The 20,639-nt window shown below is 61.2% G+C and carries 15 protein-coding genes; 10 read left to right on the top strand and 5 right to left on the bottom strand.

Annotated elements, in window-relative coordinates; translation table 11 throughout:
- The first annotated feature begins 17 nt into the window (after positions 1 to 17).
- From JQS30_RS10075 to JQS30_RS10060, 4 genes are all read left to right on the top strand, one after another.
- Positions 18 to 1,271, top strand: coding sequence for an ATP-grasp domain-containing protein (locus JQS30_RS10075; protein ID WP_213170157.1), 1,254 nt, complete (start codon positions 18 to 20; stop codon positions 1,269 to 1,271).
- On the top strand, positions 1,268 to 1,624 hold the full coding sequence (locus tag JQS30_RS10070; protein WP_213170156.1) for a hypothetical protein: 357 nt from the start codon (positions 1,268 to 1,270) through the stop codon (positions 1,622 to 1,624). The genes JQS30_RS10075 and JQS30_RS10070 overlap by 4 nt, the downstream gene beginning before the upstream one ends.
- Positions 1,621 to 2,886: an MFS transporter gene (locus tag JQS30_RS10065; RefSeq protein ID WP_213170155.1), complete on the top strand. Its 1,266-nt coding sequence runs from the start codon at positions 1,621 to 1,623 to the stop codon at positions 2,884 to 2,886. The genes JQS30_RS10070 and JQS30_RS10065 overlap by 4 nt, the downstream gene beginning before the upstream one ends.
- Positions 2,887 to 3,219: 333 nt before the next feature.
- On the top strand, positions 3,220 to 4,497 hold the full coding sequence (locus tag JQS30_RS10060) for an ATP-grasp domain-containing protein (protein ID WP_213170154.1): 1,278 nt from the start codon (positions 3,220 to 3,222) through the stop codon (positions 4,495 to 4,497).
- Positions 4,498 to 4,564: 67 nt separating this feature from the next.
- Here JQS30_RS10060 and JQS30_RS10055 read toward each other — a convergent pair whose 3' ends face one another.
- A complete protein-coding gene (locus tag JQS30_RS10055) occupies positions 4,565 to 5,218 on the bottom strand; it encodes a class I SAM-dependent methyltransferase (protein WP_213170153.1) in 654 nt (217 codons plus the stop codon).
- 41 nt (positions 5,219 to 5,259) lie between these two features.
- Positions 5,260 to 6,696, bottom strand: coding sequence for a short-chain fatty acyl-CoA regulator family protein (locus JQS30_RS10050; RefSeq protein ID WP_213170152.1), 1,437 nt, complete (start codon positions 6,694 to 6,696; stop codon positions 5,260 to 5,262).
- A gap of 219 nt (positions 6,697 to 6,915) precedes the next feature.
- Between JQS30_RS10050 and JQS30_RS10045 the strand changes: the two genes are divergently transcribed.
- The 6 genes from JQS30_RS10045 (at position 6,916) to JQS30_RS10020 (ending at position 16,667) form a co-directional block, all read left to right on the top strand.
- A complete protein-coding gene (locus tag JQS30_RS10045) occupies positions 6,916 to 8,421 on the top strand; it encodes an MmgE/PrpD family protein (protein WP_213170151.1) in 1,506 nt (501 codons plus the stop codon).
- A complete protein-coding gene (gene prpB, locus JQS30_RS10040; protein WP_213170150.1) occupies positions 8,421 to 9,341 on the top strand; it encodes a methylisocitrate lyase in 921 nt (306 codons plus the stop codon). The genes JQS30_RS10045 and prpB overlap by 1 nt, the downstream gene beginning before the upstream one ends.
- Complete coding sequence (locus JQS30_RS10035) at positions 9,338 to 10,471, top strand: bifunctional 2-methylcitrate synthase/citrate synthase (RefSeq protein WP_213170149.1); 1,134 nt, start codon at positions 9,338 to 9,340, stop codon at positions 10,469 to 10,471. The genes prpB and JQS30_RS10035 overlap by 4 nt, the downstream gene beginning before the upstream one ends.
- Positions 10,472 to 10,992: 521 nt before the next feature.
- On the top strand, positions 10,993 to 14,262 hold the full coding sequence (locus tag JQS30_RS10030) for a S41 family peptidase (protein ID WP_213170148.1): 3,270 nt from the start codon (positions 10,993 to 10,995) through the stop codon (positions 14,260 to 14,262).
- Positions 14,263 to 15,261: 999 nt separating this feature from the next.
- On the top strand, positions 15,262 to 15,822 hold the full coding sequence (locus JQS30_RS10025; RefSeq protein ID WP_213170147.1) for a GNAT family N-acetyltransferase: 561 nt from the start codon (positions 15,262 to 15,264) through the stop codon (positions 15,820 to 15,822).
- Positions 15,823 to 15,980: 158 nt separating this feature from the next.
- Positions 15,981 to 16,667, top strand: a complete 687-nt coding sequence (locus JQS30_RS10020; RefSeq protein WP_343076213.1) for a copper homeostasis protein CutC — start codon at positions 15,981 to 15,983, stop codon at positions 16,665 to 16,667.
- A gap of 13 nt (positions 16,668 to 16,680) precedes the next feature.
- Here the strand turns inward: JQS30_RS10020 and JQS30_RS10015 are convergent, their stop codons facing one another.
- From JQS30_RS10015 to JQS30_RS10005, 3 genes are all read right to left on the bottom strand, one after another.
- A complete protein-coding gene (locus JQS30_RS10015) occupies positions 16,681 to 17,112 on the bottom strand; it encodes a hypothetical protein (RefSeq protein ID WP_213170145.1) in 432 nt (143 codons plus the stop codon).
- A 499-nt stretch (positions 17,113 to 17,611) separates the two neighbouring features.
- Positions 17,612 to 19,006, bottom strand: coding sequence for an HtaA domain-containing protein (locus tag JQS30_RS10010; protein ID WP_213170144.1), 1,395 nt, complete (start codon positions 19,004 to 19,006; stop codon positions 17,612 to 17,614).
- 8 nt (positions 19,007 to 19,014) lie between these two features.
- On the bottom strand, positions 19,015 to 20,481 hold the full coding sequence (locus tag JQS30_RS10005) for an HtaA domain-containing protein (RefSeq protein ID WP_213170143.1): 1,467 nt from the start codon (positions 20,479 to 20,481) through the stop codon (positions 19,015 to 19,017).
- Positions 20,482 to 20,639 lie beyond the last annotated feature (158 nt).

Below are 20,639 nucleotides of genomic sequence, written 5' to 3'. Positions count from 1 at the left end.
GAAATTAGGAGACACACATGCACATCCTCATGATCGAATGCAACCCCAACGGCATGGCCGGGATCGCCAACGCCCTTGAACTAGGGCACGACGTGACACTGGTATCGGTTGACCCTGACTTCTACCTTGCGGTGTCCCCCTTGACCAAGGGCAACTACGATCACCCCAACTGCACAGTGGTCAAGAGCGACGATGCCTTCGCCATCGACACGCTGCTGGATCTGGCCAAAGGAATTCACGCCAACAATCCTATCGACGGGGTCACCACCTACAGCGAATACCACACGGTCCACACTGCAACCGTGGCCGACGCCCTGGGACTACCGGGCATGAGTGTTGACGGAGCGCTCAACTCCCGGCACAAACACCGCACTCGCCTGGCTTTGGACGGTGGCAGCGTGCTCCAGCCTCGATTCGTCCACGTCACCGATCCGAGTGAGGTGGAAGCGGCCGTACGCGAGATTGGGCTCCCCTGCGTGCTCAAACCCTCCGACGGTACGGCCGGACTCCACGTGGTCCACATTCGCTCCGAAGAGGACCTGAAGAGGTACCTGGACGACTTGAGCCATGTGGCCGATTATGGGCGTGGTGTTGTCCGCATCCCCGACATCCTCGTCGAAGAATTCGTCGAAGGTGAACTCATCTCAGTCGAATCCTGTGTGCTGCAAGGTGGCGAGGTCGTCAACCTCGGGCTCACCGACCGGCCTCTGAGTGGCTTCCCCCATTTCATCGAAATGGGTGCCACCTATTTCCGAGGACACCCCCTACAAGAACAACTATTCGCCGCCACCACTTCGGTCCTCGAACAGCTGGGCGTTGACTTTGGCTTCATTCACACCGAGTTCCTGCTCAGTGAGAACGGTCCAGTCCTATGCGAGGTCAATGGGCGCCTTATCGGCGGCTTCTGCCCCGAACTCATGAAGATTTCTTCCGGCGTGGACCCCTACCTGGAAGTCATCCGCCAAGCCCTCGGAGAAAAACCCGAACTACCCTTCCCCGGCGAAGTCACCGCAGGCGGACACTGGTTCGGATCGCCCGTCGCCGGAGTCCTGCGCTCCATCGACTTCACCGAAGTTGAGAACCAGCCCGGATACCATTCCGCGCTTGCCTACAAGAAACCCGGCACCGCCATTTCTCGACTCTCCAAGAGCAACTTCGACTGGCTTGGACATGTCATCTTCACTGGGACCGACCGTGACAACGCCAACAAACGTTGCGAAGCGGCCCTCGACCACATCGACATGCGGTTGTCGGTGGAGGTAGCCAAGTGACGAACTCCCAGCCGGGGGCGAACCCGCCCCCGGGCTTGGAGGCTGGACCCGAACGATGGGCCAGTACCCATCGCACTGTAACCGCCCCCGTGTCGGACTCCGATACGCGAGGCGGTCACACCAACGTCGGGCAAGACGGCCCCGACAAGAGAGCCTCCCAACCAAACGGAAGCACAAGTGAACGGTGGCCCGGCAACATCGAACCCCACCATCACGTTTCCCCGACCCGCCCCTTGCTGACAAACCGACTGCCAGCCAATTTCGCCGGCAGCACCCTCAGCGACCGAGAAGCTCCCGCCGCAGCCAGCGCCCAACTGAGCGCTGGCAACACGAAAGGCAAGGTTGTGCTGTGAGCCCACAACGCAGAAAGACACTCATCGGCGTGAACGCGGGCATAGCCCTAGCCCACGTCGGTAACTTCATCTGGTTCCCGATCCTCATCGCTACTCTAGGTAGCACTAATTCCGGATTCTGGGCCGGGTTCGTCATGTTCATGACCTACGTCGGCCGGCTTCTCGCCACGTTCTTCTATGAGGGTTTCTGTAGCCGTATGAGCACCCGCTCAGTGGTGTTTTTCGGCGCGGGAATGGAAGCCATCGCTCTGGGCCTCATGGGTTTCTCCGGCGGAATCTTTATGTACAGCACGCTTGCCTTCTTCATCGGCTTCGGCTCCGGAACCGTTTTCCCCGGATTGAAGAACGTCCTTATTTCATACCCTGAGGAGGAACGGCCCAAGGCCTTCTCCACCTTCCAAATGTCGACGCAGGTCGGGCTGTTCGGTGGCGCGCTGGCCGGTGGCTACTTCGTCGGGGTGGACCTACGTATTCTCTTCACCGTGGTTTTCGCGATTTTTGTCGGATTCTGCCTGTCAGCGACCATGTTCATTCCCAAGCACGGCTTCGAGGCAGGAACCGGGGAGGTGGCGAAGGCTCCACGCTCGACCACGAAGATACCCTTGTTCAATCTCGCCGTCCTTAAAGGAATCGAGGTGCGAGGTGCCACCCGTTACTTTATGCTCTCCTCTGTATTTTGGTTCCTATCGATGAGTTTCGTCGTCGGTATTCCACTGCACATGCAGGAATACGTGCCACAGTTGGCGCCGTCGGCACCTTTCTGGATCACAGGTTTGACCCTTCTGATCTTGCAATACCCGTTGTTCAATTTCCTCATCAAGCGTTTCGACCCGGGCACCGTCATGGCCATCGGTCTCGTCGGTATGACCCTGGCGTTCCTGTCATTCGGCGGCGGGCAGACGCTGGTGTGGGTTGCGCTGGGCTGTTTTGTGGTCATCTTCGGCGAGATCCTCTTCGCTCCATCGTTTGACATGTGGGTCTCGCGCAAGGTTTCTGAAGACCGGCTTGCTAAGGCGATGGGAGCGATGCACTTCTTCCGCAGCGTGGGCAACATGACCGGCGCTATATCGGCGGGACTCTTCTTTGACCTGGCCTTTAACACCGGGGTGTCCGGGCTGAACTGGTACATCGTCGCCGTTGTCGCCGCCGGATGCGCCATAATCTGCCTGATCAGTCGCGAACGTTCCCCCGACGTTGCTGCCTTCGAAGCCCACATGGACAAAGAAGACGCGATGCCGAAGAAGTCGGTCCCAGCTCGCTAGCGCCATGTGGGGCATCGCTATGTGAGGTTCATGGTGGCGTTTGCATTCATCGCCTCCCTAGGCGTTTCCGTGGTGGCGAATGCCACGACCGTCGCCTCGGCTCTGAACGGAAAGCGATCAGCGTTTCTGATCAGCGCGATCGTGGAGCGCCGGAATCGGCGCAGACTGAGACGACCCTGACGTGATTTGTTTGCCCAAAGCTAACAACTCATGAAAGGTATCGGGCCCTCAATGACGAGAGCGCCCTTGGGGATCTCGACCTCAGCAGGTGCGAACGTGCCGCGAGGTTGAATCTCACTACAACCGCAAGCTCTATTTTGGAGGAAAACAGACATGAAGAAGCAACCACGTATTGCTGTCATTGGGGGCCGGCCAGCGCCGGTGCACGGCTCGAAAGACTTGGGCATTGACACGGTCGTTGTGCACACCGAGGGGCAGTTTGATCCAGCCGAGGTCGAGCCGCATTGTTCGCAGGTGATTACTGGGGACATCACCGACGCGGACGAGCTGTTGCGTCTACTTCGTCCTTTGCACCAGGAGAATCCGTTCGATTTCATTCTCACCACGACTGAGCTGTCAGCGGTACCAGTCGCCGAGGTCAATAAGGCGTTGGGTCTGCCAGGCACGAGTGCTGATGTCTGCCACATCATCAGAGACAAGTTCCTCACGCGCGAGGCTTTGGACGCGGCAGGAATTAGCCCGGTACGTCACCGTCGCATCTCCACGGTCGAGGAAGCCGTGCGATTCCTTGACGACATTGGCGACCGGATCGTCCTAAAGCCGGGAATGGGCGCGGCAAGTCTGCACATCAACGTGGTCACGACTGCGGACGAAGTGGCGCGGGCGGTCAAGGAGATCGGTGACTTCGGCTTCGGTGGTGTGCTGGCCGAGGAGTATCTAGAGGGGCCTGTCGTCAGCGTGGAGGCTTTTTCACATCATGGACGTCATGTTGTCTTGGGCGTGTGTGAGTACCAGGTCAATGAACACTTCGTTGAGTGGGAGTGCAGCGTATCCTCCGATCAGGCCGCCCCGATCCTGGGTGAGCTGCGTGAGTTGACCGCCGCCGTTTTGGATGCGGTAGGCCTCAAGGACGGGCCCTCGCACAGTGAGTTCGTGTTGACCGAGAATGGTCCGCGCCTGCTTGAGACCCACAATCGCCTCTCTGGCTCCGGCATTCCTGAGATGGTCAACCGGGCAACCGGATGGGACCCGGCGCGCCTGTTCATGACCGTACCTTTGGGAATCGATCAGCTGCCCGAGGAAGCACCGGAGCCTGTGCGCGGGGCGGCGATCCGCTTTCTGGATGCCAAACCCGGCCGGATTGTGGCAGTGACGGGCGTTGAGGACCTGCCTGTGCCTGTTCGCTGGGTGCCGCAGGGGGTCACGCCCACACACATGGTTCCGTGCCTGAAAGACCTCAGTGATGTCGATTCCGCTGTCGTTATCAGCAAGCACATCGGCGACGAGACCGGTGGTATGGATTCGCTATTGGCCTGTGACAAGGGGTATGTGTTCGCGACCGCTCCAACGAGGGCCGAAGCGGTGCGTCGCTGCGCTGAGCTAGCCGACGGAATCACTTTCCAGACTGAGGTTATCGCTGAGAGGAGCTGATGTGCCGGTGACGGGTGGGCCGGAACGTGGTTTTCCATGAGGGGGACGCGATGGCACAGGTGTGGAATTAGTCCCGATTGGCGTTGAAGATGGCCCTCCATCGAAGGACGGGTGGGTCTTGGTGGTCCCAGACTTTTTCGATGGAGGATGCTCGCAGTCCCGATTGGGCGAACGAGTCGATCTCGGAACCGGCCAGGGGCCACGGGAAAGCCGCCAGCTCGTCGTCTTCGGCTCGATGGCGGGCGATAACCATCAGGGTGCCGCCAGGGGCCACCAGTGAGGCAATGTTGGCAATGGCCTTGCGTCGAGGCGCGTCTCGCAACACCTGCACGGTGTAGATTTCCAAGACGAAGTCGAATGCCCAGCTCTGTGGCGGGTCGAGCACATCGGCGACGGTATAGGTCACCGGTGAGTCGGGGAAACGTGCTTGGGCCTGTTTGACGGCGGTGGGGGAGATGTCGAAGGCGGTGACATCCCAGCCCAGGCTCGCCAGATACTGGGCGTCGTCTCCCAGTCCGCAGCCGACGACACCTGCGGTGCCCGGCCCGGTGGGCGCGTTTCCAACCAGCAGCGAATTCGGTGCCAGATCCGCCCACGGAATGTCCGCCTTCCCCTGCGCGGCGCTCGAATAGAGGGTTTCGAACCAAGCGGTTTGGTCGCCCTGAGCATGGGATTGAGCGGCAAGGCCGCGCACTGTGGCGAACTTCTTGTTGGTTGTCATGCATTAAGCGTAAAGGCCGTACTGTCTGGGTGTGGTGGGCCTTAGTTCTTCGCCTCGAAGCTATAGGGGACGAATCGGCTGTGGTGGCTGTCGACTTCAAGTCGTTTACCGATGGCGGGGAAGGCCCGTTGTGGGCACGTATCGCGGTCGCACACCTTGCAACCGGGGCCAATGGGTGTCAAAGCGCCCGGGTTGGCCAGGTCGAGCCCGTCGGAGTACACCAGACGATGCGCATGGTGAAGGTCGCAGCCCAAGCCGATCGCGAACGTCTTGGCCGGAGTACCGTATCCACCGTTGCGCCGTGACACAGTCCGCGCCACCCACAAGTAGCTACGACCGTCGGGCATCTGCGCCAGCTGGGTGCGGATTTGGCCCGGATAGGCAAACGCCTCATAGACATTCCACAGCGGACAGGTGCCACCGACCCGAGAAAAATGGAAGTCGGTGGCCGATTGCCGCTTGGAAATGTTCCCAGCTCGGTCAACTCGCACAAAGAAAAAAGGCACTCCGCGTGCTCCGGGTCGTTGCAAGGTGCTCAACCTATGCGCGACGGTCTCGAACCCGACCCGGAAGCGCTGCGACAACAGTTCGATGTCGTAGCGCAGCTCCTCGGCGGCGGCCAGGAACGTTCGATAGGGAAGGATCAACGCTCCAGCGAAGTAATTGGCCAGCCCGATGCGGGCCAGCGCCCGGGTCTCCTCGCCAGAGAGCTCGGCCGAATCCACATAGCTTTCGATCTCATCGGCGAACTCGACAAACGCCAAGTGTGTGGCCAGCTGAAACGCGCGTTGTCCCGGTTGAAGCGCTGGTGAGAGGCCGAGGGTTCGCGCCACCGGATCGAACCGGCGCTTGGCTTTGGCGGGATCATCGGCACTGAGATCGACCACCGTGGTGCCATGGTGGCTAAGCAGCCGGTCGGTGAGGCCCGCGACCATGTCGGCGGGCCCGACCTTCATATGGGTGGCGAGGCGCTCGGCTGCCTGGTCGAGGGTCGCCACATAGTTGCGATGTGAATAGAAGAGGTCTCGCACCTCCTCATAGGCCATCGGCGGAGGTACCGAGCTGGCCCCGGCGCTGCCAGCGTCGATGCGGGCGGTGACCGTTTCGTTGACTTCCAGCGCGTGTCGATAGCGCCGGTGCAGGTCAACCACATAGCGGGCGACGTCTGGCATCGAGCTGGCCAGTTCACGGGTCTCGGCCATCGAGATCTGCTCACCGATCGAAGCGTCGGCCAGCACATCGCGTAGCTGGGCGACAAGTCGGTCGGCCTCGTCGGTGGAGAACTGTTGAATGTCAACGTCGTAGATGCTGGCCAGCTTCAACAGCACCGGCACGGTGATGGGGCGCTGGTTGGATTCCATTTGATTGATGTAGCTGGGGGAAATGTCCAAGGAATCGGCCAACGCCGCCTGTGTCAGGCCGCGCTCTTCGCGAAATCGGCGGAGCCGCACTCCTACCTTGGCTTTCTTAGAACCCATGACCAGCTACCTTCACAAAATTTACAAGTATGGGGTTCCGTCTCCACAAAAACCCACATTTTTAGTGCTTTCACATGCACGCTTAAAGTGTGCACACTGTAAAGGTACATCGTAGGGGGCCGGTTGTGCTTCGCGCGCCTTAGGTGCGGACACGGCGATCCCGTGCCGCCATTGACCCGGCCCTTCCTACTTAGTTGTGACCGCCAAGGAGCCCATCACATGCAGATCCACTCTGTTCGCACCTATCCGTCCTCTGAAGACTTGCCACGCGAAAAGCAGCTGGCATGGCGCATCGCCGAAGTGGCCGTCGACCCGGTCGCCGTCGATAACGAGGTCACCGAGATGGTCGGCAACCGGATCATCGACAACGCCGCCGTGGCCGCCGCCTCGCTGCGGCGTCGCCCCGTCGTCTCAGCGCGCGCGCAGGCGCGGAAGCACCCCTATAGTCCGGGTGCGGCCGTCTTCGGCCTGGACAGCGGCGAGACCTTCTCCCCGGAATGGGCCGCCTGGGCCAACGGCGTCGCAGTGCGTGAGCTGGACTTCCATGACACATTCCTGGCGGCCGACTACTCCCACCCCGGCGACAACATTCCGCCGGTGCTGGCTGTCGCTCAGCACAAGGGCTTGGATGGGGCTGCTTTGGTACGCGGTCTCGCCACGGCCTACGAAATCCACGTCGACTTGGTGAAGGGCATCTGCCTGCACGAACACAAGATCGACCACATCGCCCACCTGGGCCCGGCCGCCGCCGCCGGTATCGGCACGCTGCTGGGTTTGTCGACCGAGACCATCTATCAGGCAGTCGGCCAGGCTTTGCACACCACCACGACCACGCGGCAAAGCCGCAAAGGCGAAATCTCCTCCTGGAAGGCCTATGCCCCGGCTTTCGCGGGCAAACTCGCCATCGAAGCGGTCGACCGCGTTATGCGTGGCGAAGGTGCCCCCTCGCCGATCTATGAAGGTGAAGACGGCGTGATCGCCTGGATGCTGGGCGGCCCCAAGGCCTCCTATGAGGTCCCGTTGCCAGCCCCTGGTGAGGCCAAGCGCGCCATTCTCGACACCTACACCAAAGAGCACTCCGCCGAGTACCAAAGTCAGGCGCTCATCGACATCGCCCGCCGCATGGGGCCGAAGGTCGGCGACCTCTCGAAGATCACAGACGTGGAAATCCACACCAGCCACCACACGCACTACGTAATCGGCACCGGTGCGAACGACCCACAGAAGATGGACCCGAAGGCCAGCCGCGAGACACTGGACCACTCGCTGATGTACATCTTCGCCGTCGCGCTCGAAGATGGCAGCTGGCACCACGAACACTCGTATGCCCCCGACAGGGCCAACCGGCCCTCGACGGTGGAGTTGTGGCACAAGATCCGCACCGCCGAGGACCCAGAGTGGACCCGGCGCTACCACGCCAAAGACCCCAACGAGAAAGCCTTCGGTGCCCGCGTGGTCATCACCTTGGACGACGGCTCGACGATCACCGACGAGATTGCCGTGGCCGACGCCCACCCCGCTGGAGCCCGTCCGTTCCAGCGCGAGCACTACATCGCCAAGTTCCGCACCCTGGCCGAGGGCATCATCGCCAAGGACGAGCAAGACCGCTTCCTTGATCTGGCCTGTCGTGTCAACGAGCTGTCGGTCGAGCAAGTACGCGCGCTCAACGTTATCGCTCCAGCCGACCTGATCGGTTCGGTCACCGCCGGGGAAGGACTCTTCTAATGACAAACAGTGAACCGAAACGCTACGTTTCGCCGACCGACAAGCGCCGCCAGTTCCGCGCTCAGCTGGCTTCCGGGCAGCTCATTCGCTTCCCCGGCGCCTTCTCGCCGCTGGTCGCCCGCGCCGTCGAAGACCACGGCTTCGAAGGGGTCTACGTCTCTGGGGCCGTGTTGTCGACTGACTTGGCGCTGCCCGACATTGGGCTAACGACGCTCACCGAGGTGGCACTGCGCGGTCAGCAGATCGCCCGAGTGACCGACCTGCCCACGATCATCGACGCTGACACCGGCTTTGGTGAACCGGCCAACGTCGCCCGCACGATTAACGCCTTTGAAGAGGGCGGACTGGCAGGGTGCCACTTGGAGGACCAGGTCAACCCAAAGCGATGTGGGCACCTGGACAACAAGCAGATCGTGGCCACTGACGAGATGGTGCGGAAAGTGCGCGCCGCCGTCAAGGCCCGGCGCGACCCCAGCTTCGTCATCTGCGCCCGTACCGACGCGCGCACCTCCGAGGGGCTCGACGCGGCTATCGAACGAGCTAAGGCCTATGTAGATGCCGGGGCCGACATGCTCTTTCCCGAAGCGCTCCAAACCGAGGAGGAGATGGCCGCTTTCCGCAAGGCCGTCGATGTGCCGTTGCTGGCCAATATGACCGAATTCGGCAAGACTCCACTGTTGACCACCACGCAGCTGGAAAACCTCGGGTACAACCTCGTCATCTGGCCCGTCACCTCGTGGCGCTCGGCCATGGGGGCGGTTGATGAACTATTCGACACACTGAAGGCGACCGGGCACCAGGAACCGGCCGTGGAGCGGATGCAAACCCGCAAGCGCCTATATGAATTGGTTCGTTACTCCGATTACAACGAATTCGACCAGGCCCTGTTCAACTTCGAGGTCCCCGGGAGGAATCAGTGAGCACAGACATCCATAAGGGATTGGCCGGTGTTGTCGTCGACAACACCACCATTTCCAATGTGGTCGCCGAAACCAATTCGCTGACCTACCGGGGATACCCGGTGCAAGAGTTGGCTGCCTCATGCACATTCGAGGAAGTCGCCTACCTGATCTGGTTTGGCGAATTGCCCGACGCGGCACAACTGCGAAGCTTTAACGAACGTACCCGGTCCCAGCGCGAGGTGAGCCGTTCGACGATCTCCATCATCGACCGGCTGCCGGACAACTGCCATCCAATGGACATGCTGCGCACTGCGGTCAGCTGCCTAGGAGCCGAAGACCCAGCCGAAGACGACAACTCGCCGCAAGCCAACCAGGCTAAGGCCGAGGCCATGTTCGCGAAACTGCCAACCATCGTCGCTCACGACTATCGGCGCCGCCAAGGACTCGACCGGATCGCTCCCGATACGTCGCTGGGCTTCAGCGAGAACTTCTTCCACATGTGCTTTGGGGAAGTCCCGCCGAAGGAAGTCGTGCGTTGCTTTGAGATCTCGATGATCCTCTACGCCGAGCACAGCTTCAACGCCTCGACCTTCACCGCTCGCGTCGTCACCTCGACTCTGTCGGACATCTACTCCTCGGTGACGGCCGCCATCGGCGCGCTGAAGGGCCCGCTGCACGGTGGAGCCAACGAAGCGGTCATGCACATGATGTTGGAAATCGACGACCCTGCGAAAGCAGCCCAGTGGCTGCGCGACCAAGTAGCGGCAAAAAACAAGGTCATGGGTTTCGGGCACCGGGTATACAAAGACGCCGACTCTCGCGTACCGACGATGAAGGACGCCTTCACCACAATGGCGGAGCTGACCGGCGGCGAGAAGTGGGTGGCGATGTACGAGGAGCTGGAAGCGGAGATGCTTTCCCTCAAAGGCATTCACCCCAATCTCGATTTTCCCGCCGGTCCGGCCTATTACCTCATGGGCTTTTCCATCCCCATGTTCACGCCAATATTCGTCATGTCACGCATCACCGGCTGGTCGGCGCATGTCATCGAACAACTAGCGGCGAACGCGCTCATTCGCCCGCTCAGCGCCTACACCGGGGAATCTCAACGAGAAGTCCCCGCGGCCACTGCGCGCCTGGCAAGTTGAGTCCACTATCGGGGACGGAGGAATGTCCGTCCCCGACCACGACACCGGACGCATTGTTCGACGGCCGGCCGCCTGGTCCGCTCGCTCGGCCGTCGACCTCCTCGGTTCACTCCGGTCCTGACCGGGGCGTCCCGACGGTGGAAACACGGTGCGGCGGCTCCACCAACGGGCCGGGCACCCACGCAGTTCCTGAGGCTGCGCGGATGCCACCACCCGTCGGAGCCGCAGCGGCCACAGCAGTGTCTGTCCAATTCAGGCAGCCGCAGCAGTGCCGCAACGCCAACTCTCACAATTTCGGCGCATAAGCACCACAATTCGTCCGTCACCGATGCCCGCAGCTAGAGGCCCCGCCTCCAGCTGCGGGCATTGACCGTCCAACAACACCGTTGCCCTAAACCACCCACACGCCGCCCCACCTCAACTGCGACCCTGGCCGTGTCAGAGGTCGCTTTAATCGGTACCGGGCCGCCGCCGACTTCGATAGCGTGGCGAGGGACCCTACCAAAAAACGAGGAGGCCGTGTGGCCCTTGCGTATCCCCGATACCCCACTCTCAACGGCAACTTGCTGGCATTCGTCGCCGAAGATGACCTGTGGTCAGTAGCTGCCACCGGCGGCACCGCCCGCCGCCTGACATCCACCCTCGGCAGCGTCACCGCGACCGCCTTCTCCCCAGATGGGGAACACATTGCCTTCGTCGGCAACGATGAAGGAACCACCGAGCTCTACCTAGTCAGTGCCGAGGGCGGCCTTCCTCAGCAGCTCACCTATCAAGGCGATGAGATCATCTGGGTCGGGTGGAACCCCGAGGGCACCACGATTCGCTACGCGAGCAATGCCACCAACTTCACCCGCCGCCGCTTCAACCTGTGGGAAGTCGCGCCCGGAGGCCGACCAACGAAACTGCCGGTCGGAATGGCCACCGCCTACAGCGAGGACCATGCCGGAAACTCCGTGGTCGCCCGCACCACCCCCAAGACCGAACCCGCGCACTGGAAACGCTACCGAGGAGGCAACGCCGGTCACTTCTGGATTGACTCCACCGGCGATGGCACCTACCGCCTCATGTCCGAGCTGAGGGGCAACGTCTCTTGCCCACAGTTGCTAGGCGACCGGTTGTACTTCCTCAGCGACCACGAAGGCATCGGCAACGTCTACTCCTGCCGCTTCGACGGCAGCGACCAACGCCGTCACACCGACCATGACGACTACTATGCTCGCGGCCTGACCTGCGACGGTCGCCGTCTGGCTTATCACTGCGGTGCCGAGTTGTACCTACTGGATCCCATCGAGAATCATTCTCGACACCTTGGCGTCGACCTGCCAGCCACCAACATCCGCACGGCACGCCGCTTCGTTGACCCCATGACGTACCTACAAGGCGCCACACTCTCGCCCGATGGCTCCACGGCCGTGGTGAACACCCGTGGCAAACTCTTCGCCCTACGCCCTTGGGACGGCCCCGTCCGGCAACTGGGCGAGGTCGACGGCACCGGGTATCGGCTCCCCACCTGGCTGCACAATGGAACCTCGCTACTTGCCCTGGCCTCCACCGCGGATGAACCCGAGCACCTCGTACGCCTCGACGCCACGGGTCTTACCCCACCACAACGCATTGAGTTCTTTGACCTCGCAAACAAGGAAGGCACGCGCGAGGTCGAAGGCATAGGCCGCATCGAATCTATCTGCGCCTCTCCGATTTCCGACCAGGTGGCCCTGTGCAACCACCGTGGGCAGCTGCTCTTGGCTGACCTGGGGTCCCCTGAATCCGATGCCTCGGTGCTGGTGGAGTCGGACACTGGCTCGATTGAGGATGTTGAATTCTCACCCGACGGGCGCTGGCTGACCTATTCGATTCGTCTGGACTCTCCGGACGGGACCGAATCCACCCCCTACCGGGCCATTTATCTACATAACTTGGAAACTGGGGCAAGTCACCTGGCGTCGCGTCCCGTGCTGTCCGACGAGAGACCAACGTTTGACCCGGACGGAAAATTCCTGTACTTCATTGGTCGACGCGAATACGAGCCGGCCGAGGACGCGCTTCATCTCGACATCGGTTTCCCGTGGGGGAGTAGGCCCTACGCGGTCGCTCTCAGTCGAGACACCCCTGCGCCGTTCGACGACGAGTACACCCCGCCCACAGAGAATGACGCGGCGGTACCGGCCCGCATCGATGCTGAGACCGCCCCCGAAAGACTGGTGCCCTTCCCATTGGAGGCGGGCAATTTCCAGCAGCTGTTTGCCCTCAAAGGCAAGGTGTTGACACTGTCAAATCCGCTCAAACCCGCTGCCTCGGCTGACTTGTTCAACAAGAACAAGCCGGGGCGCGGCATTCTGCGCTGCGTGGACCTCAAGACCGGCGAGGTGGAGACGATCGCCGAAGACGTCTCCCAGGCTTGGCTTAGCTCTGATGCGAGCACTTTGATGTATCGCTCCGGCGAGGAGCTACGGGTCATCACCCCCGACGAGAAGGTCTCCGATGAGGATGATCCTGGCAAAGCTAGGTTTTCCAAACAGCAGGGCTGGATCGATGTGGACCGAATCAAGCTCTCGGTGCTGCCCGCCGCGGAGTGGGGTCAGATTTTCGCTGAGGGATGGTCGTTGCAACGCGACTACTTCTGGATCGAACACATGGGCGGAATCGACTGGCAGGCGGTATTTGACCGGTATCGGCCCCTAGTCGACCGCGTGGCCTCCCGGGCCGAATTCTCCGACCTCATGCAGGAGATGCAGGGAGAGCTCTCCTCGTCCCATGCCTATGAGATGCTGGGCGACTACATTGGCGGAGCAAACTACCCTCAAGGCAAATTGGGCGCCTCGTTCTCTTTCGACTCCACCAGCAAGACGTATCGCATCGACGAGATCGTCATCGGCGACCGGTGGAAACCCACGGCGACGTCGCCGTTGAACCGGCCGGGAGTAAACGCTGCGGTCGGTGAGGAACTCCTGGCGGTCAACGGCATGAGCGTCGGACCGGAGGCCTCCCCTGAACAACGGCTGGCCAACCTCGCCAATCAAAAGATAGAGCTGGTGCTTCGTTCCAAGTCTGGGACAGTCCGGGCGGTCAACGTCACCGCGTTGGCAGACGATCGGCCCGCTCGTTATCGGGACTGGGTGGAGTCCAATCGGGCGGCCGTGCATGAGGCGACCGGTGGAAGAGTGGGCTACATCCACATTCCCGACATGATGTCCGACGGATATGCGGAGTTCCACCGAAGCTACTTCGAGGAAGTCTCCCGCCACGCGCTCATCGTCGATCTGCGCTTCAACAGTGGAGGCCGCGTCTCGGCGCTGTTGTGGGATCGTCTGGACCGGACCCGGTTTGGCCACATGGTCGCCCGTAACGCCAAACCGTTTGCGGTGCCTCGCAACGTACGCCGCGGCCCGTTGGTCACCGTGACCAACGAATTCGCCGGCTCGGACGGCGACATTGGAACCCACACGTTCAAGATGCGTGGCCTGGGACCGGTCATCGGCAGGCGCACGTGGGGCGGCGTCGTGGGCATCTCCGTCCGCTTCTTTCTGGCCGACAACACGTTGGTGACGCAACCGGAGATCGCCACCCACATGAACGATGTCGGATGGGACGTGGAGAACTACGGGTCCGACCCCGATATCGAGGTCGAATACGCCCCGCAGGACTTCGCCGCCGGAAAAGACCCGCAGTTGGACGCGGCGATCGCGAACATTCTCGATCAGCTGGAGACTGCCCAGGTGGCGACCTATCAGGCATCTCCGAAGCCGAATCTCACGTTCACCTCGTTGCCTGCGCGACCGCAGGACCGTTAAGGGTGCGTGGTGGCCGCGCGTCTGTTTGAGAAGCGCGGCCACCACCGGGCGAGCCGTTATTTTGGACTTGGAAGGTGAGACCTTCGTCCTATTTGGCTGAGAGTGCGAACGCGGTGCTATGGAACGTATCCGGTGGGCGGCTCATGGGATGAATGTCAGCCAAGAATTGGTAAGAATGAATATTCCCTCGTCGTCGGGAGGTCGATATCCTGGCAAATATTTACACTCATCATTGATCATTGGTGGCGCGATTAACCCCGTTTCCTGATCGCAAATGATCTTGGTGGTAGATGGGCAAGTGGCACATCCGTCTCAGCGCGAAATCGTGAACACACAACATCGGACATCTCTGTTATTCTGAACGACGTTGCCGAAATCAGGTGTATGTCCGAAGCACCCTTGGACATGCGACTCCCCCTGCGAGGCAGCAGAGTAACCCCTTGGGGACAGTCCTGCGCGGACTGTCCCATTTTTATTGCCTGTACTGCGATTGGCTCACCGAACCTCGCATTTATCCGCACTGGCGAATCATTGGCGACGGTTCCAAGGATCACAATGGATCACATGTCGATTGGGTAGTCCTCGGTAACCCATAGCCACCTCATATGGAAATGAATACCCATTCCATTCGTCAGTGAGGTCGAGTCCTCTCTGGAGGGCACTGCGGTGTCGAGGTCGCCTGGACCGTGCCCAAGTGCGGATACGCATGTGTGCGGGATTCGGCTACGAGTCTTCAAAGCAGCATTCAGTGACTTGCCATTGAGCCGAGAAGGTGTGCCATGAAACGTTTGTGACAAAGGAGTAAGAGTCCCTATCCTATGGCCATGAACTGGACTTATTTGGCTGATTGGCCAATGGCGGAATCGGTACCGAGACTGCACAGCGCGCGCCCACCAGCGCCCCGATGGCAAGGTCTTCCTCCGGTGGGAAAGCCCCCTAACCGATGGGCTGGAGTTGCTCACAGCCGCGAACGCGCACAATGGAGTACCTTTGCGTGTCATGTGCCCGGATGACACCTCTGGGCTCAAAGAATTGCTGGGCCTTGGCTTTGTCTTCGACCGCAAAGACATCGCGTGGAATATTCCGGCAGTCGACCAGCCGCAAGACGATAGCGAGTGGATTCTGAAGCAAAGTGACCAATTTTCGCTCGCCCAGCTGCTTGAGTGGGACGACGATCTGCGGCAGTTTGTGCCCGGTACCAGGGGATGGCGATGGGGTAGCGACGACTTCGCCGCTGATCTGGCCGACAGCCCACCGTACGACCCAGCACTGTACCTGGTGGCGCTGAGCCAGTCGGGAGATTTCGCGGCAATGGCCCGTACGTGGCGCAATCCCAGTGGAGCCAAAATCGGATTCGTGGGCGCGCACCCTCGGTACCGGTCACGGGGCCTCGGCGGCACTTTACTTCGGCATATGCTCGCCCAGCTGCGAGGACGTGGATACGATTCGGCGATTGCCAATATTGATAGCGCGAACGCCGCCTCGGTGAAGATGGTGGAGAAATTCGGGGGCGCGCAGGTCGCCACCACGTGGGAACTGGTGTGGTACGGAGCCCAGTAGCTCGATTCGGCACAAAGTGATCATGTGGTCGGTATGTCTGTCGTGGGGGCTGTGGCCGCAAGACCGCAGTACGTCTGTATGCCCACTGTGTCAGTATTGCCTGCAGTGAATCCCCAAGTCTTGAGCTGGACTGCCCGAGCCTGAACACTTAAGGACGCATTGTGGCCCGACCGCTGCTGGAAATTATTGCCCTTACTCCCGAAGACGCCATCGCGGCCGAAGCTGGCGGAGCAGACCGTCTCGAGGTCGTTACGGATATGGAGGCCGACGGACTGACGCCTAGTCGCGACCTGGTGGCCACGATTCGGTCCGCCACCTCGCTGCCGCTGCGATGTATGTTGCGTCCCAACGCCGGGTTTAGCGCCAGCGTGGCCGAAATCGAGCACCTGTGCGAAGCGGCCGAGCAGCTTGAGTCGGCAGGGGCCGACGGGTTCGTGTTCGGTTTCCTCGACGAGGCTGGCGCGTTCGACGAGGTCTCCACACGGCAGTTGGCCACCGTTGTCAATCGGCCATGGACCTTTCACCGCGCCATCGATCACAGTGTTCATTCCGAGAGCTTGTTTGCACAGCTTCTGGACCTTCCCGGCCTGGACACGGTTTTGACGGCGGGTTCGCCCCAGGGCCTTGATCAAGGGGTGAATGTGCTGGCGGGGCGGGTTCCCACGGACCTGATCCTGGCAGGGGGTGGGCTAAAGGTGCGGCATATTCCGGTGCTGTTCGCCGCTGGAATCCGCCAATTTCATCTGGGTTCGGCGGTGCGCCAATCATGGGCGAGTCCGGTAAAGGCCGAGGCCGTGGGCCAATGGCGTGATCTCCTCGACGCGCTTCCGGCCAGAGGCAATTGAAGTCGGAGGTCCTTTAGAAGAACGAAGCTGTTCCGTCGCGGGTGCTGAAGACGTAGCGTTCATCGGTGCTGTCGTCTTCGAAGTAGACGAGTTCTCCGGGAGAACAGGAGATGATGAGCGTTGAGCCGGATCCAACGTACTTCTCCAGTGCCTCGGCCAAAGGTAGGCATTGGCCGTCGGCATCGGGGCTAGTACTGATGACCACACATTGGCCACCCGAGCCCGAGGCGTGCAGCAGCTGTTCGATGGTGTGCGTGTCGCGACCGGAGGTCACCTTGCGGGCCCAGTGGGTTCCCAATGTTCCGCGATGGAACAGAAGGGCCAGCAGGTCACCGTGCTTGGCGGGATCCTCCGCGAGCCGCAGCAGCTCCTCGCGCTTGTCCAAGGACGCAAAACTCGTGATTAGCCCGATGATGTGCTGTTGTTGTACGTCCGCGACTGTCATGCCACTCCCGTCGCTGGTGTCCCTTGGCGTTCACCTCAATCTAACACTCGAGGCGGTATGCGGGAGGTCAAAAAATCGCGGAAGAATGCGAATCTGATTCAAAGATGCCGTCATGGCCCCAGCGGTGCTGGCATCGCGGTTCTTGGCATGCAAACGGGCCGCAACCACTCCTAGCCCGTAGTGGAGACGATGAGTGTCTGCCCAGATGAGCGAGCGAACATGGAGTCGTCGGACTAGAGTGTTCATTCGTCGCGTGCCTACTTTATGGCACGGATTGCGCGAATGAACGATGAGGCTGCGGCCCATTCCGTTCGATCATCCGAGAACTGGCGAAGTCGATGATCGACGTTTCGGTCCGGAGATCGAGGGCCTCCGGGGGCGATGTCGGGCTGACGGCGGTAGGTGTGGCTCAGAGTGCGTTGGTGGGGTGGTGGTCGGGCCAAGGCGGGTGCCTCAGCCCGACCTGAACACACTTACCGGCTTTCGGTCATGGTGGCTATTAAGCGGGCATGGTGACACGGCGGCGCGTCATCACGAGGGCGGCCGTTCCCACCACTAGTAGCGCGGCGCCACCGGCCAGGGCCCAGGTGAGCGTGGTACCAGTGACCGGCAGTCGGCCGGTGCCGCTGCCAAGGTCCACCCCTTCTTCGAAGGCCAGTGCCACATACACCAGGTCTAGGGCGTCACCGGGCTCGTAGAAGCGCACCTCGTTACCGTTGACGTCGCCTGCCATGAGGTCTGCGCCCTGCTCGGTGAGCGTCGCCGGTACGTCGGCCAGCACAAGCTGGTCGCCTTTGAGGGCGAGGGCGTCCACCTTAAGGTCGGCGATGGGGGCTCCATTGGTGTACAGCTTCAGGTTGCTGGCCTCCCCAGCGATGCGCAGGTCTTCGAAGGTGAGATCTAGCGAGCCGGAGTGGCCATAGAAGTTCACTGATCCGGAGAACCGGGCGTCTAGCTCGCCGGTGTCAGGGTCAAAGGTGCCGTGGGCGTCGACGAAGCCAAATGAGGATGAGTTGTTCTCCGCGCCACCGGCAACGGTGATCGTGCCGTTGGCGATCGGTCCGGTGATGTAGTTGCGGAAGGAGTCTTTGAAGCCCCAGTCCAGGCGTCCGTCCTCGATGGTCAGGGGGCCATCGGGCTCGTCCTCGTGGCGCTTCTTCTTTTCGTCGTCCTCCTCGCCCTTGTCGCCGGTGTCGCCACCTCCACCGCCACCTCCACCGCTGCCGCCGCTGCCACCGCCGGAAGCGTCAGCCTCAATAGCGATGGTCAACGGGTCAAGGGTTTCGCCTGCTTGATAGAACCGGGACTCGTTGCCGTTGATGAGTGCGACCATGGAGTCCGATCCGGCCTCGGTCAACACCGAGGGGATGTCGCTCATGATGGTTAGATCGCCCCGATCCCACGACAGCCCTTCGAGGTCCAGGTCGGCAAAGTGAGTGTCGGGGTAGGAATTGGAGCCCGACGTGACGTCGATGATGACCTTGCCGCTGTTGGCGGCATGGTCGGTTTGCACTCTGATGTTCTCGAATGTCACATCGAGGTCCCCGGAGTGACCGTGGAAGTGCACGGTCCCTTCGGTCTCCACCGAAACGTTGTGGCTGGTGCGGGAGTACTCTCCGGTGGCGTCGGTGAATCTAAACGAGCCGTCGCCGTTGCGTTCGGCTCCGTCAGACACGGTGATGTCACCGCCGGCGATGGGCCCAGACACGTAGTTGCGGAAGGATTCCTTGAATCCCCAGTCGAGGAAGCCGTCCACGATGGGGAACGACTGGCTTTCGTCGGCGGAGACGGTTTGCGGGGCGAGGAATAGCGCGCCTTGGGCGGCGAACATCGCTGCTACCGCAAGTGCGGCACGCCGTTTGCGAGACCGGCGCGGTTGAGTGGATGGGGACATGGGTGTCTTTACTCCTTGTCAGGATGGGTGGTTGAGGCAGACTCAGTCTGCGTGGGGGGCTGGGGTTTTTCCTCAGTCTCGGCATCGGACTCCGAGAGAGAGGAAGACTGTGGTTCGATCTGGCTTTGCTCGGTGTGCGAGCGGTCCTGGTCGTTGGCGGCCGCGGCGCGGCGTCGTAGCGCGAACCTCAGCGCTATGCCTGCGCCGAGCACAATGATGGCCGCTATGGCCAGCAGCCATGGCAGTGTCGGCACCGATGAGTCCGGCTGGTCTTCCTGATGCGCCGGGGAGACTTCGACGGGGTCTGACCCGAGGTTCGGCAGTGCTGTGGGTTGAACCCCAGGTTCCAGAGGGATGCTGAGGCTCAAGGGATCCATTGGTTCTCCAGCCTGGTAGAAGCCGTTGAATACCTCCACGGCTTCCTCGGACAGAGAGGTCTCGGCCTCGGCCAGTTGCAGCAGGCCATCTGTGTGATCCCAGTCGGGGGAGAAGGTCACCAGTGGGAGTCGTTGATCATCGACTAGTGCGCTCAATGTGCCAACGTGCGCATTGAAGGTTATGTCGGGGTCGCTGATAGAGAGGTCGATGTCGTTGCCATAAAAGGAGACTTCACCTGAGAAGGCCAGCGCGCCCTGACCGTCTTGATCGAGGATTTCCTCACCGACGCCTCGCTGGCGGGCTTCTTCGAAGCGAAATACCGCTCCGCCGTCTTGTGCTCCGTGGTCAACCCGCCAACCGCCCTGGGCGATATCTCCGGTAATGAATTCACGCCATGTGGTGCGGACTCCCCAGTCCAATGCGCCTGCTACCAGTTGCTGTGTGGAGTCGTCGGTGGGTTCGGCAGCTGAGGGTTCGGGCTCGATGGGGGTGAGGTCGCCGGTGAAGCTCAGTGGGGCCAGTTCTTCGCCTGGGTGGTAGAACCCGGCGAAGGATTCGGCTCCTTCGGTGGTGAGCGTGACGCCCACTGTCTGGGCGCTAACGGTCGTGGATTGTCCGGCCGTGGCACTGCTGGATATGCCCAGTTCGGCGAAGGCGACTTGATCGAAGCTGCCGTCTGGGCGGTCGATGTCGACGTAGAGCTTGCTGCCGGAATCGGTGATGTCGATGGTGGGGTTGGACAAGCGCAAATCCAGTTCAAAGCTGCCATCGTCTTGCTGGTGCCCTGTGAAGTGAACTGATCCTTGATAGGAGATCCTCAGCTGTCCGGTGCCGGAGTAGTCGCCGTGGGCGCTGTGAAAGCGGAAGGCGCCGCTGTGGGTGGAGAGTCCCTCATCGAGGTTGACATTGCCTTGCGCGATGGGCCCAGACACATAGTTGACGAAGCTATCGCGGACGCCCCAGTCGAGTCGTCCGCCGGAGACGGTGTGTTCCTCTTCGGCGAAGGCAGGTGACGGGAGAACGACGATGAGCCCAGCGGCGAGGCCGATGAGCGCGAGAAAGGCGCGGGGCGTGCCAACCTCAGCGGGGCGGCACACGGGGCCAGTGTGGGTCTGACCTGCGCGAAGGCGAGGGAAAAGCCGGGGCATCTGTGAAACCTCCAAGATTTACTTAGGTTAGACTAACCTAAATAGTTGCGAGATTTCTTGGTGGGGCCACTTCTAAGTTAGGTTAGGCTATGCTAAGTTCTGATTCG

The organism is Natronoglycomyces albus (genome assembly GCF_016925535.1).
Taxonomy (GTDB): domain Bacteria; phylum Actinomycetota; class Actinomycetes; order Mycobacteriales; family Micromonosporaceae; genus Natronoglycomyces; species Natronoglycomyces albus.
Note: the sequence above shows the minus strand (reverse complement) of the source record. Positions and strands in the feature narration are given on the sequence as shown.

Bases quoted from the DNA above. Each gene is read 5' to 3' on its own strand.
- JQS30_RS10025 (WP_213170147.1), top strand. From the start codon at position 15,262: ATGTGCCCGGATGACACCTCTGGGCTCAAAGAATTGCTGGGCCTTGGC.
- JQS30_RS10010 (WP_213170144.1), bottom strand. From the start codon at position 19,006: ATGTCCCCATCCACTCAACCGCGCCGGTCTCGCAAACGGCGTGCCGCA.
- JQS30_RS10050 (WP_213170152.1), bottom strand. From the start codon at position 6,696: ATGGGTTCTAAGAAAGCCAAGGTAGGAGTGCGGCTCCGCCGATTTCGC.
- JQS30_RS10015 (WP_213170145.1), bottom strand. From the start codon at position 17,112: ATGACAGTCGCGGACGTACAACAACAGCACATCATCGGGCTAATCACG.
- JQS30_RS10045 (WP_213170151.1), top strand. From the start codon at position 6,916: ATGCAGATCCACTCTGTTCGCACCTATCCGTCCTCTGAAGACTTGCCA.
- JQS30_RS10060 (WP_213170154.1), top strand. From the start codon at position 3,220: ATGAAGAAGCAACCACGTATTGCTGTCATTGGGGGCCGGCCAGCGCCG.
- JQS30_RS10055 (WP_213170153.1), bottom strand. From the start codon at position 5,218: ATGACAACCAACAAGAAGTTCGCCACAGTGCGCGGCCTTGCCGCTCAA.
- prpB (WP_213170150.1), top strand. From the start codon at position 8,421: ATGACAAACAGTGAACCGAAACGCTACGTTTCGCCGACCGACAAGCGC.
- JQS30_RS10075 (WP_213170157.1), top strand. From the start codon at position 18: ATGCACATCCTCATGATCGAATGCAACCCCAACGGCATGGCCGGGATC.